We start from the raw sequence: 12,452 nt of genomic DNA on the forward strand, positions 1-12,452 counted from the left end.
TTTTGAGCGCGAAGACCTTGCTGGGGCTTGCGAGGTAATATTTTTAGTTATAATTGGTAATATATAACTAATAGCCTTGGGAGGGGAATATGGCAGGAGTGACGCTCGCAGGCGTTTCCAAGGACTACGGTGCGATAAAGGTCATCCGCGATGTGTCCCTGTCCATCAATCAGGGCGAGTTCGTCGTATTCGTTGGTCCTTCGGGGTGCGGGAAATCGACGCTGCTGCGCATGGTCGCCGGTTTCGAAGGCATTACCGGAGGTGATGTTCTGATCGGCGGCAACCGCGTCAACGATATGGCTGCCCGGGACCGCGGTGTTGCCATGGTCTTCCAGAACTATGCGCTCTATCCGCACATGACCGCCCGCGAAAACATGGCCTTCGGCCTGAAGAACATCGGCACGCCGAAGGCGGAAGTCACTGACCGAATCGCCAAGGCATCCGCCATCCTGCAACTCGAACCCTATCTCGACCGCAAGCCAAGGCAGCTTTCCGGCGGCCAGCGCCAGCGTGTTGCCATCGGCCGCGCCATCATGCGTGAGCCGGATGTCTTCCTGTTCGACGAGCCGCTCTCCAATCTCGACGCGGCGTTGCGCGTCTCCATGCGCACCGAGATCGCCAAGCTCCACCATCGCCTCGGCGCAACGATGATCTATGTCACCCACGACCAGACGGAAGCCATGACCATGGCCGACCGCATCGTCGTGTTGCGGGCCGGCCAGATCGAACAGGTCGGTGCCCCGATCGAGCTATACGAGCGCCCGACCAATGCCTTCGTCGCAGGCTTTCTCGGCGCGCCACGCATCAATCTGGTTCCCGCGACCGTCGCCGAGCTCGACGGCGAGAATGTCGCGCTCGCTTGTCCGGGCGACGCGCGCGTGAGCGCGAAAGTGCGTGTCGGTTCGGCAAGGGTCGGGGATAAGGTGACATTAGGTCTGCGGCCGGAGATTCTCACCCCGACCGATGAAGGCTCACTCACCGGCACCGTCGATGTGGTGGAGCAGCTGGGTTCGCTGCAGCTCGTCTATGCGACGCTCGCGGACGGCACGTCGATCGTGTCGGAGCTGCGCGGCGGCGCTGCACCCGCAATTGGCTCTGTCGCTCGTTTCGCAATCGGGTCCGGCACGCGCCATGTCTTCGATGGCGACCAAAGCTCGATCACCCGTTTTCCGGGTGAAGCGTCATGAGCGCCAACAGCCTCGCCAAAGCCCGCAGGCGTGACGCGCTGTCCGCCTATGTCTTCCTCGCTCCCTTCGCTGTCATCTACGCGACGTTTCTGGTCTATCCATTCTTCAAGGGGCTGTGGATCAGCCTTCACGACTGGGAGCTTGCCGGCAGCTACCGCGAGTATATCGGTTTCCGGAACTATGAGGATCTCTGGACCGACACCATCTTCTGGAAGACCGTCGGCAATACCCTGACCTTCGTCGCGATGACGGTTCCGACCATGACACTGCTGGCGCTTGTGCTGGCGCTGGCTGTGTTCGGGCAGGGGCGTCTGAAGGATGTCCTGCGCTCGATCTTCTTCATGTCGAGCGTGTTTTCCGTCTCGGTGGTAACCCTGATCTGGTCGATGGTGCTGTCGGCCGACAACGGGCTGTTGGTGCCACTCTTCCACTTGATCGGCATGAAGCCGGTCAACTTCCTCGGTCATCCGACACTCGCCATGCCGTCGATCGCGCTCACCACTCTGTGGTGGGGTGTCGGCCTGCCGATGGCTCTGTTCCTGGCGGCGCTCAGCCAGATCCCGGGCGAACTCTACGAGGCGGCTGAACTCGATCATGCGAGCCGGTTCACCGTGCTGACGCGCATCACGCTCCCCTCGATCCGCCAGACCGTGCTTCTGGTGCTCGTTCTGCAGATCGTCGGCCAATTCCAGATCTTCGGCCAGGCGCAATTGATGACGCAGGGAGGACCGGCGAACCGGACGCGTACGCTCGTCCAGTACATCTATGAAACGAGCTTCCACGACTGGCAGGTCGGCTACGCCACCGCGATGTCCTTTGGCCTTTTCGTTCTGATGTTCGGCTTCACCATGCTGCAGCTCTGGCTCGGCCGGAAGGGAGACGAATGATGGCAACCGCACACACCCGCGGCCTGCGCCGCGCCACCGATCTCGCCATCCTCGGCGCAACCGTTGCCTTCGCGATCCTATGGCTCGTCCCAGTGATCTGGGTCGTCGCCATGTCGCTGAAGCCGAATGCCGAACTGATGCGCTCGACGGCCGGTTTCCTGCCGATTCCCTTCACGCTCGACAACTACATCGGCCTTCTGAAGCTCGACACGGTGCCGCGTTGGCTCATGCACAGCCTGATCGTCTCGGTTACGATGACGCTGATGGTTCTGGTCGTCTCCTCGATGGCCGGCTACGCCTTCGCGCGGCTCGAGTTCCCCTTCAAGAAGACGCTGTTCATGCTTGTCGTCGCCGGCCTGATGGTGCCCGAGCAGGCAGTGTTCATTCCGCTGCACACGATGGTGTCAGGCTGGGGACTGCATAACACCCATTTTGCTCTCGTCATGCCGCGCGTCGCTGTACCGATCGGCGTGTTTCTGATGATGCAGTTCTTCCGCAGCGTTCCAAAGGAGCTGGAGGAAGCAGCGGCGATCGACCATGCCTCACGGCTGACGATCTTCTTGAAGATCATGCTACCGCTCTCGGTTCCTGCGCTGACGACGCTTGGCCTCTTCACCTTCATCTTTGCCTGGAACGATTTCCTCTGGCCGCTTGTCTCAGCGACCAAGGCCGATATGTACACGGTCACCATCGGTCTTGCCTCGATCCAGGGCAATTTCGCCTTCACCGAGGGGCTCGGCTCGGTCATGGCCTCGGCCGTCTTCGCCAGCCTGCCCATCGTTCTTCTGTTCCTGATCTTCCAGCGCTTCATCGTGGCGGGTGTCGCCATGAGCGCCGGCAAGTAGACGCCTGCTCCCGGCCACGGCCGGGCTGAAATTCCACAACGCATCGACAAGGAGGAAATGATGCACAAGACGACGACGCTACGACGCCTGGCGCTTGCCACGACCCTTATGACGACGTTCTGGGCAGGAGCAGCCCATGCCGTCGACATCTCGTTCTTCCGCTTTTTCGGCGACTGCAACACCGAGTACGGCAACGTCACCGACGTATCCAAGGCCAACGGCGAGTGCGGCATCATCACGGCGCTCACCAACAAATTCAACGCCGAGAACAAGATCGGCGCCAAGGTCGTCACGCAGACGGTCGATTGGAACGCCTATTATGACCTGCTGACCGCCACCTATTCGACCGGCAATATCCCCGACGTCGCCGTGATGCACGCGTCGGTGATGCCGAACTTCGCCGCGCGCGACCTTCTCACGCCGCTCACCAAGCCGATGGCCGATCTCGGCATCGATACCAAGGATTTTGCCCCGGCCGCGCTGAAGAACGCGAGCGCCAAGGGCGAGCTCTATGCCTTGCCTTACGACCTTCACACCGAGCTCTTCCACATCAACATGGACCTGATGAAGCAGGCGGGCCTCGTCAATGCCGACGGCTCGCCGATCCTGCCCAAATCACCCGAGGAGCTGATCGAGCAGGGCAAGAAGTTCAAGGCTGCGACCGGCAAGTTCTATATCGCCGTGGAATCGCAGAGCTCCGAAGGCACCATGGTGCGCATCTTCGATTCGCTCGTCTGGCAGCAGGGCGTCGACGTCATCTCCGCCGACGGCAAGACGGCCAGCATCAACACGCCGGAAGGCCTCAACGCCGCCAAGCTGATCGCATCCATCTATTCGGAGGGCCTGGCCAATCCTGCTCTAGACTATCCCGGCTCCGAGCAAGCGTTCCTCAACGGAGAGGCCGGCATCCTGATCAACGGCACCTGGGGCGTCGACAACTACGACACGCAGGCCAAGAGCGGCAAGGTTGCGCTAAAGAACTATCGCGTCGCCAACGTGCCGCAGCTCTTCGCCAAGCCCGCCGTCTGGGCTGACAGCCATATGTGGGTGATGCCGAAAAACGACGACCGCAGCAAGGAGAAGACCGAAGCCGCGCTCGCCTTCATCAAGTTCCTCAACGACAACAATTTCCAATGGTCGCGGACGGGCCACCTTTCGGTGCGTCAGTCGGTGCTGAATTCCGAGGAATTCAAGGCGCTGCCGCACCGTGCGGAATTTGCCGAGACGGCCAACCACGCGACGTCGCTGCCGCAGATCCAGAATGAGCGCGGCATCTACAATGCGATGACCACCGATCTCAACGCCATATGGCTGACCGGCTCCGATCCGCAAACCGCGCTCGAGGCAATGCAGTCCGGCGTCGAGCGCGTCCTGCGCCGCAATCACTGACACTCTCACCGGCCCTCTCGCGGGGCTGGCCTCCCGCCGGGACACGCGCCGCAAGACGCGTGTCCCGGAATCTATCGCCGTTCTAGCCCGACCCCGAGGAAGACCCGATGAATGCCTATTCGCAAACGAAGGCCCAAACCAACACGCCACTTCGCGCGACATTGTCACTCGACGGAACGTGGCAGTTCCGTCATGAGTCGGATCGCAACTGGCGGCAAGTGAGGGTCCCCGCCCATTGGCAGGCCTGCTTCGAGGATCTCGCAGTCAGCTTCGGTTCCGTCACCTATCGCCGGAACTTTGCCGTGCCGTTGGAATGGGCGAGGCAGGAAATTGCGATCTGCTTCGGCGCCGTCAGCGATCTCGCCGTCGTTTCCATCAACGGAATGGAGATCGGGCGCCACGAGGGCGGTTACCTTCCATTCGAATTTGTCATTCCGCCCGACCTCCTGAAGGAGGATAACGTGCTGGATGTCATCGCGGTCCTGCCGGACGCGCATCGCGGCGACTACGCAGATTTCGCCGAAATCCCGCACGGCAAGCAGAGCTGGTACGGCCCGCAGGGCGGCATCTGGCAATCCGTCCGGCTCGAAGCCCGGCCCTTCAATCACATTTCGTCCCTCCGCCTCGATCCGATCTGGCCCGAGGGTCGGCTGGAGATGCGTACCGGTTTTTCCGCAAGCACATCAGGCGCTCTGCACATCGAGATTTCGGACGCCGCAGGAGCGTTGATGTTCGCCGGCGACATTCCGGTCAGCGGGGACGTCATAGACCACACCACCAAACTCAATGGCGTCCAGCCCTGGTCGCCGGATGCGCCGAACCTTTATCGAATTCGCGCCACGCTCGTGGTCGACGGAGTCGAGGCCGACAGCCGTGCTGACAGCTTCGGTTTCCGGCGTTTCGAAGCAAAGGACGGCTTTCTGCATCTCAATGGCGAGCCATTCTACCTACGCGGCGCCCTCGATCAGGACTACTATCCCGATGGTTTCGGCGCGGCACCTTCGCTCGAATTGCTGGAGGATCAGGTCCGAAAGGCGAAAGCGATGGGCCTCAATTGCCTGCGCTGCCATATCAAAGTGCCGGACCCGCGCTACTACGAGGTCGCCGACCGGCTCGGCATACTGATCTGGACCGAGATCCCCAACATCGAGACGTTCACGCCAGCATCCGCCGTCCGTCTGCGCAGAACCATGGAGGGCATTCTCGCGCGTGATCGCAACCATCCCTCGATCGTCATTTGGACGCTGATCAACGAGGATTGGGGCACCAGGCTGCGCGAAGCCGCCGAACAGCGTCAGTGGATTTCCGATATGGTCGACTGGCTGCGTTCGGAGGATCCCTTGCGTCTCGTCGTCGACAACTCAGCCTGCTTCCCGAATTTTCACGTCAAGACCGACATCAACGACTACCACTTCTACCGCACGGCCGTGGACCGCAAGGTCGAATGGGACACGCTGTGCCGGGAGTTCGCCGACAATGCCGATTGGACCTTCTCGTTCGACAAGGAAGCGACCTGGACGAAGAAAGAGCCGCTGATCCTGTCCGAATTCGGAGTTTGGGGACTACCGGATCCTTCTCGGCTGCGCGGCGAAAGCGGCCGCGACCCGTGGTGGATGGCGTATGGCGCGACATGGGCGGATGGCACCGCGCTTCCGCAGGGCATCGAGGCGCGCTTCCGAGAACTCGGCCTTGGTCAAGTGTTCGGCAACGTCAGCCAGTTCATCGAACAGGTGCAGTGGTATCAGTATATGAACCTCAAATACGAGCTTGAGGTCATTCGCTCCCACGCAGCAATCGGCGGCTATGTGATTACCGAACTCACAGACGTGCACTGGGAGGGCAACGGCCTGATGGACATGGCGCGAAATACACGCCCCTTTGCAGCGGCACTGCCGGCCGTCAACTCCGATATCGTCATTTCGCCCGGCGCCGAGCGCCATGCGGTCTATGGGGGCAGGACCGTCACGTTCGACGTCGCGTTTTCGACCGGGGGAGGGGCGACGCCGGAAGGAAGCCGCCTTGTTTGGGAATTCGGTGCGGAAAGCGGAGAGATGTTACTACCGGCGCTTTCGCCGATGCAGGTGCATCAGGCACGCATCGCCGCTCCCGCGCCTGCCGCGCCGACGTCAGAAAGGCGTGAGGCGGCCTTCCGGATTGTCGCGCCGGATGGCACCGAGCTGTCAAAGAATACTGAGACGATCTCGGTCTATCGCAGACGCGGCGCACTTCAACCGATCCGCTTCGCTTCGGATGACGACGCGATCACTACGCGTCTTCTCGCGCTCGGCCACGTCTGCGTTGAGCGGGACGAGGCGGAGGTTTTCGTCACGGGCGATATCGACGCCGAACGGGTCGAGGCGATCCATGCGGGCGAGCGCGTACTGCAGATCGTCGCCAAAGAGCCCGGACGTCTGCGAGACGACACCCCGCCGCGCGATGGACCGACATCGATCGAGATCGACCCGGGTGCCGGCGGCATGATTTCCGCGCCTTACTTCAGCTTCCCCGGATACAATCTGGTCAACCGGCATAAGTCGATCTGGCGCGGGGACTGGGTCGGAAACTTCTCCTGGCTGCGGCGGGACGGAGTTTTCAGCCACATCCCCGGTGGTCCACTGTTCGACCTGTCGTTCACGGGCGTCGTGCCGGAACAACTCATGGCAGGCTTCCGCCCCTGGGAATTCCAGGGGCGCGTACATGCAGGCGTCGTCGTTGGCTGGGTGCACAAGCCGGCAGCTTTCATCATCGAAAAGCGGCTCGGCCGGGGCAAGCTCGTGGCGACGACGTTCCGTCTCGACCAGGATGTACCCGACGCGGATCCAGTGGCAACCGCGCTGTATGATGGCCTGCTCGCGCTCGCCAAACTTCCTTGACGACATCTCCACAGCCGGCGCGCCGACCAAAATCGGGCGACTGCTGTGGTAGCGCTCCAGCTCTTGCAGGCTGGAATTATCCCGACGAGATTTGCCGTAGAAGCGATACCTACGGCAACTTCACAACGAACTCGTTTAGACTTATTGTTTCTTAAATTCTTGCGCCTGCCAGATATCTCACATTTTTGAGTACGTTTTTTCGTTGATCTTCTTCGGGGGGAAGAATGTTTGGACGATCCACGCTCGTACTTGCCTGTATCTCTTTGAGTTTCGGCGTCGCCAACGCAGCGGATTCCCGTTGCGTGGTCACCAGCTACAATCCGGTCAAGGGAATTCCGCCGGGTTACGCGGAGAGCCAAGGCTTCAAGGGCCGCTTCGATTATCCGGAAACGACCAGTGAGCTGCCGCCGGACTTTCTGGCGAACAAGGACTTCAGGACCGACTGGCGCGGATACATGAATGCCGTCCTTGACTATGCCTTCGAGGGCAATGAAGACGGTACGGAGGCTGGCGTCCCGACCGCCTTCCGCATCCACGAAAATACCAAGCGCAACTGGTATCACGGCCTTTGGATGGACCGGGGAGACTCCGGACGGGAGTTTCTGCACGGTCTGACCTCCGAGCGTCCGACGCGGCCCAATCAGCTTGGCGATGGAGTTGCAGGTGGAGATCCCACCTGGGCGATCGGCTTCTACAACGAGCTCGGCGCGACAACCTATGCGAAGGTTTTCAAGGATCCCTGTCAGCCAGACCTGAGCAATGTCCTGTTTCCCGTCGGGACCGTCTCTTTCAAATTGCTGTTCAGCGGAGCGTCTGAGACGAAGGTGCCATACCTCAAAGGGGCACCGACCTGGCAAGCCGATATCAACCGTGACGCCGCCGACCCGACGAAGCGCGTTCAGCCGCTGCATCTCCTCCAGATCGACATTGCGGTTCGTGATCCAAGAGCTGGACCCAGCGGCTGGGTTTTCGGAACATTCGTTTACGCTTCGGATGTGGCGTCATCGGATCCATGGCGCCGACTGAAACCGGTCGGCCTGATGTGGGGCAACGATGCAAATGCGGCGACCAACGATGCGCTGAAGGAGAGCGTTATCAACACCGAACTCGAGGGCGTCACCTATGGCTGGGACGGTCGTCCCGAAATGGGTTGGAAGGGCCGATTGAACGGCCCGTTGGACAACCTCATCAGCTCGTGCATGAGCTGTCATGGGACCGCGCAGTTTCCCCGTAGCGAACTGCTCAACAACTATCCATCCGCTCCCGCGACCGATGCCACCTATGGGGAGCGTCTACGCATCTATTTTCGCGATATCGCTCCGGGCGAAGTGTTCGATCCGGTAACGCGTTTTTTCGGTGACAACACGAAGACGCTCGTACGTGCTGTCGGGTTGGACTACTCGCTGCAGATCCAGACGGGGCTCGAGCGGCTCTGTACGTCGGCCAGAAAGCGCGAGAAGCCGTTCGACGTGCTCGATGTACCGACCGTCTGCGTGCCGTCGTCCTGGGTTGCTACGCCCATGTTCACGAACAAGGTCGACCAGGCAGCACAGCGCCGGGAGCTGGAAAGCGTCAACTGGGAAGCCCTGGACGCGCCAATCCGCTGAATGCGCGCCCGACCGATCGTTGCAAGCCTTGGAGCGCTGTTGCAACGGCCGGCGTGTATGTTTCGACGAAACTGCGACGACCTACGACCGCATCTTTTCGATCTCTCGCCTCTGATCAGCGTGTTTCGCCGGATTCTGCTCCTTCAGCTTCTGCAGGTTCAGCAATTTCCAGCGCACCGCGGGAAGGTCTGCAGCCTGCGGCAGCCCGATCGCCTCGAAATCCGGCTCGCCATCATGAAGCGTCAGCAGAAAGCGCATGGCCTTGTCATCGAGATGCACGAGGAGGTCGGCCGTCAATTTCGTTCTCACTTCCTTCAACGCGTCCAAGCTGACGGCATCGACTGTCATGCCCTCGAACTCCTTTGCGAAAGCCTCGTCGATTTCGGCAAGCGAACGCCTCACCAGCTCATGCGGCGGTCGACCGGAGCTTGCGACGTAAATCAGGAAGGTGCGAAAGAGCGCCTCCGTCAGCCCCTCGTTTTCGTAGAGCAGTTTTACGTCGAAGAGGTCGCGCGGATGCTGCCGGTCCACCGCCGCGTGTAGCTTCCCGCCGAAGAGATCCTCGAACGAAACGACCTGCATCTCGGCAAAGCCGAACGCATCCTCGACGGCTGGGCTCACCCGGCGCAGTTCCGGCGCGTGAACGGTTCCCCGCGCGACCGGCGAGGTTTCGATCTTGATCTCTGCCCCGCCCTGCCGGACGAGCAGGCGGGTATCATTGTTGCCGCCTCCGGCGATACTCTGGACGGCGGCGCCGCGGAGGTTCCGCTGCAGATCCTCGCGGATGCGCTCGAGGGTGGTGTCGATACCCTTCAACGTCGTTTCGCGATCCTCGATCGGCAGATAGGTGAGGTCGATATCGACCGAGAGGCGTGGCATGTCGCGGTAGAACAGGTTGATTGCGGTGCCGCCCTTCAGCGCGAAGGATTCATGCCGCGCAATATAGGGAAGCGTACGCACCAGAAGCTCGACCTGCCGCATATATTGCTCACGCGCCATTCGGCGTCTCCTTCGGCATGAGATCGTTCGGGATGGTGATCCGATAGGTCGGGTGTAACCGGCCACCTGGCGTCAGTGCCCGGTCGCCTTTGCCGAGATCGATGGTCGACATATCGATGTGCCGGCGCCACGCGTGATTGTGCTTGTCGGCATACGCGAAGAAAAGCCGCTTGGTTTTCACGCTTTTGCACTGAGCGAGGAGCATCGTCAGCAGGCGCGGACGTAGATTCGCGAGGCTCTCGAATGCCACATCGACGGTATGGAAGCTCTCGCCTTTCGGAAGCTCGTCGAGCATTTCGAGAATAGCGCGTTCGGGCGACGACATCGGCATCGGCCAGCGCCACGGGCTCACCGCCAGCTCCAGATCCTCGTCGTTCGCGAGGTTGAAGTCGGTGTTCTCGACGCCGATGGCGCCGTCACCGAACAGGGCATTGCGCCGCACCATGACGCGCGCGTCGGTCCGCAGCTTCGGCAGCCACGTCGGGATATCCGAGCCATAGAGGTACAGTGTGAAGTCGCCGCCGAGGGATAGGTAGTGGGTGTGCCCACGCAGGGCGAGCGCGCTTGCTCCGCCAACGTGAAACTTGTGCTGCATGAGCCAGACGGCCGAGAGCAGTGGGATCTTCCAGCCTGTGATGGTTTCCGGATTGGTGTCTGAAGAAAAAGGGCGCCGGTACACACCGCTCGCAACGGATTCGAGCCAGCCCTGTTTGAGATATCCCGAGACGGACTGTCGCGAGATGGCATGACGGCTCATCCATCCCATATCAACCAGGAAGCCCGGGGGGACCTCTTGAATAAGCCGCTTTAGCTTTGCCTCAGATTGTCCATTCATGTTTGACATTATTGCACAAATTCAAAGCCGATGGAACCACGACTTTACCTTGCGCTCTTTTTGTCCATTATCAGTGGACAGAAATGCCTGCTTTCAAAGTGAAATGGGGCTGGCGCACGAAAGCGAAAAGACGCCCCTTGACTTAGAGTGCACTCTAACCCGTAGCTTCCCATGCGTCGTGACGAAAGAAGGGCGTTCATGAAGATCGGCGAACTGGCGAAGCGTTCGGGACTATCCAGGCCGATGTAATCGTCCACCGCTTCCGGCAGAAGCAGCAGTTGTGCGCGGTCTGTTCCTGAAAGATGTGCCATGCCATAAACTACCATGGACGCGGCTCGCTTTGAATCAAGGGCATTCGCACTTGCACAAAGGTGAGCAGATGAAAGCACAACCGCGCCTGTTTGGAGCAGATCACAGCGTTTACGTCCGGATTGCTCGGCTGTGCCTGATTGAGAAAGGCATCGAACATCAACTTGTTCCGCTCGATATCTTTGCAGATGGTGGACCTCCAGCCGACTATTTAGCGAAGCACCCGTTCGGACGGATTCCTGCATTCGAGCATGAAGAGTTTAGTCTCTATGAGACCAGTGCAATCACTCGATATATCGATGAGGCTTTCGACGGCCCGCAACTTCAGCCCGTAGACCCGGTACGACGTGCAAGATGCAATCAGTTAATCAGCATTGCTGACAACTATGCGTATCCTAACCTGGTGTGGGGAGTTTACGTGGAGCGGATATCGAAGCCTAGCAGAGGCGTTCCCACTGACGAGGACAAGTTCTTCGCGGCGCTCCCAAAAGCCCGGAACTGCTTGGCGGCGATGTCTCAATTGATGAGAGATGCCCCGTGGTTCGTTGGCGAGCAACTAACGCTAGCCGATTTGTACGCCGCTCCCATGTTCGACTATTTCCTTATGACATCCGAGAGGGCGGAACTCATCCGCCACCACGCAAACCTACAGGAATGGTGGGCACGCATGGCGTCACGGCCTTCCATGGCCGCAACTAAACTTTCTTAGTTTCCAGACGGTCTGTCTGAGATTTAAGACGGATTCAATGGTCGCAAATCGCAATCGGCCAGAATTTGGAAAACACTGTCTGTCAGCGACCGCTCTGGACCGATAATGGCTTCTTCCACACCGTTAAGCGGATCTTCGTCCCGCCACCGCTACCGCATTTCGGTTTCACCGAATTCATCCGCGTTGGCCTTACCAGGCGATGGGCGGTATCGAGCATTTCGTCCGGCGAGATCTCCAAGATCATCGGCGTCATCGACGAGATCGCCTCCCAGACCAACCTTCTGGCGCTGAATGCCGGCGTCGAGGCCGCACGTGCCGGCGAAAGCGGCAAGGGCTTTGCGGTCGTCGCCCAGGAAGTCCGCGAACTGGCGCAGCGCTCGGCTGCCGCGGCAAAGGAGATCAAGGACCAGATTTCCCGCTCGTCCGGCCAGGCGCAGAACAGCGTTCGCCTCGTCGGCGAGGCAGGCGAAGCGCTGAAGCGGATCTCTGGCCAGGTGAAGGCGGTCAGCGACATCGGCGGTAAGATCGCCCATTCGGCCTCCAAACAGGATACGACGCTGCGGTCGATCTCTTCGTCGCTCAATCAGCTCGACGCGGCCACCCAGCACAATGCGGCAATAGCTGAAGAGACCACCGCCTCTGCCGAAGCACTGGCAACCGATACGGACGAATTGCTCAACCTGATCCGTAGCTTCTGGGTCGGCAATCTTGGCGGCGTTTCCGAACTGCATCAGGTCGGCCAGCGGATGCGCCGGGCCAGCTGATCGAAACCAAGCGAATGGGCGCTCAGTGATGCTGTTCCGAAGCGCCTA

General features: G+C 60.3%; 9 protein-coding genes and 1 pseudogene. 8 read left to right on the forward strand and 2 right to left on the reverse strand.

Features of this window, described 5'->3' with window-relative positions; translation table 11 throughout:
* The first annotated feature begins 89 nt into the window (after positions 1 to 89).
* The 6 genes from ACJJVH_RS19560 (at position 90) to ACJJVH_RS19585 (ending at position 8,788) form a co-directional block, all read left to right on the forward strand.
* The gene (locus tag ACJJVH_RS19560; RefSeq protein ID WP_412065835.1) at positions 90 to 1,187 is read left to right on the forward strand and encodes an ABC transporter ATP-binding protein; all 1,098 of its coding nucleotides are present in this window, start codon (positions 90 to 92) and stop codon (positions 1,185 to 1,187) included.
* Complete coding sequence (locus tag ACJJVH_RS19565) at positions 1,184 to 2,074, forward strand: carbohydrate ABC transporter permease (RefSeq protein ID WP_412065836.1); 891 nt, start codon at positions 1,184 to 1,186, stop codon at positions 2,072 to 2,074. Before ACJJVH_RS19560 ends, ACJJVH_RS19565 begins: the two co-directional genes overlap by 4 nt.
* Positions 2,071 to 2,919 carry a carbohydrate ABC transporter permease gene (locus ACJJVH_RS19570; protein WP_412065837.1) on the forward strand — a complete coding sequence of 283 codons (849 nt, stop codon included), beginning with the start codon at positions 2,071 to 2,073 and terminating at the stop codon, positions 2,917 to 2,919. The genes ACJJVH_RS19565 and ACJJVH_RS19570 overlap by 4 nt, the downstream gene beginning before the upstream one ends.
* A 57-nt stretch (positions 2,920 to 2,976) precedes the next feature.
* The gene (locus ACJJVH_RS19575; RefSeq protein ID WP_412065838.1) at positions 2,977 to 4,308 is read left to right on the forward strand and encodes an extracellular solute-binding protein; all 1,332 of its coding nucleotides are present in this window, start codon (positions 2,977 to 2,979) and stop codon (positions 4,306 to 4,308) included.
* Positions 4,309 to 4,415: 107 nt separating this feature from the next.
* Positions 4,416 to 7,181 (forward strand): glycoside hydrolase family 2 protein, encoded by a 2,766-nt coding sequence (locus ACJJVH_RS19580; protein WP_412065839.1) that lies wholly within the window; start codon positions 4,416 to 4,418, stop codon positions 7,179 to 7,181.
* Positions 7,182 to 7,405: 224 nt separating this feature from the next.
* A complete protein-coding gene (locus ACJJVH_RS19585) occupies positions 7,406 to 8,788 on the forward strand; it encodes a hypothetical protein (RefSeq protein WP_412065840.1) in 1,383 nt (460 codons plus the stop codon).
* An 81-nt stretch (positions 8,789 to 8,869) separates the two neighbouring features.
* Here ACJJVH_RS19585 and ACJJVH_RS19590 read toward each other — a convergent pair whose 3' ends face one another.
* Together ACJJVH_RS19590 and ACJJVH_RS19595 are read right to left on the reverse strand one after the other, a co-directional pair.
* Positions 8,870 to 9,787, reverse strand: a complete 918-nt coding sequence (locus ACJJVH_RS19590; protein ID WP_412065841.1) for a nucleotidyl transferase AbiEii/AbiGii toxin family protein — start codon at positions 9,785 to 9,787, stop codon at positions 8,870 to 8,872.
* On the reverse strand, positions 9,777 to 10,622 hold the full coding sequence (locus tag ACJJVH_RS19595) for a type IV toxin-antitoxin system AbiEi family antitoxin domain-containing protein (protein WP_412066236.1): 846 nt from the start codon (positions 10,620 to 10,622) through the stop codon (positions 9,777 to 9,779). The genes ACJJVH_RS19590 and ACJJVH_RS19595 overlap by 11 nt, the downstream gene beginning before the upstream one ends.
* Positions 10,623 to 11,001: 379 nt before the next feature.
* Here ACJJVH_RS19595 and ACJJVH_RS19600 point away from each other — a divergent pair, with 379 nt between their 5' ends.
* Together ACJJVH_RS19600 and ACJJVH_RS19605 are read left to right on the forward strand one after the other, a co-directional pair.
* A complete protein-coding gene (locus tag ACJJVH_RS19600; protein ID WP_412065842.1) occupies positions 11,002 to 11,640 on the forward strand; it encodes a glutathione S-transferase family protein in 639 nt (212 codons plus the stop codon).
* A gap of 193 nt (positions 11,641 to 11,833) precedes the next feature.
* Positions 11,834 to 12,404, forward strand: a pseudogene (locus ACJJVH_RS19605) (methyl-accepting chemotaxis protein); the annotation flags it as partial.
* Positions 12,405 to 12,452: the final 48 nt, after the last annotated feature.

The organism is Rhizobium sp. SYY.PMSO, assembly GCF_046840415.1.
Classification (GTDB): Bacteria; Pseudomonadota; Alphaproteobacteria; order Rhizobiales; family Rhizobiaceae; genus Rhizobium.

Bases quoted from the DNA above. Each gene is read 5' to 3' on its own strand.
- ACJJVH_RS19560 (WP_412065835.1), top strand. From the start codon at position 90: ATGGCAGGAGTGACGCTCGCAGGCGTTTCCAAGGACTACGGTGCGATA.
- ACJJVH_RS19565 (WP_412065836.1), top strand. From the start codon at position 1,184: ATGAGCGCCAACAGCCTCGCCAAAGCCCGCAGGCGTGACGCGCTGTCC.
- ACJJVH_RS19570 (WP_412065837.1), top strand. From the start codon at position 2,071: ATGATGGCAACCGCACACACCCGCGGCCTGCGCCGCGCCACCGATCTC.
- ACJJVH_RS19575 (WP_412065838.1), top strand. From the start codon at position 2,977: ATGATGCACAAGACGACGACGCTACGACGCCTGGCGCTTGCCACGACC.
- ACJJVH_RS19580 (WP_412065839.1), top strand. From the start codon at position 4,416: ATGAATGCCTATTCGCAAACGAAGGCCCAAACCAACACGCCACTTCGC.
- ACJJVH_RS19585 (WP_412065840.1), top strand. From the start codon at position 7,406: ATGTTTGGACGATCCACGCTCGTACTTGCCTGTATCTCTTTGAGTTTC.
- ACJJVH_RS19590 (WP_412065841.1), bottom strand. From the start codon at position 9,787: ATGGCGCGTGAGCAATATATGCGGCAGGTCGAGCTTCTGGTGCGTACG.
- ACJJVH_RS19595 (WP_412066236.1), bottom strand. From the start codon at position 10,622: ATGAATGGACAATCTGAGGCAAAGCTAAAGCGGCTTATTCAAGAGGTC.
- ACJJVH_RS19600 (WP_412065842.1), top strand. From the start codon at position 11,002: ATGAAAGCACAACCGCGCCTGTTTGGAGCAGATCACAGCGTTTACGTC.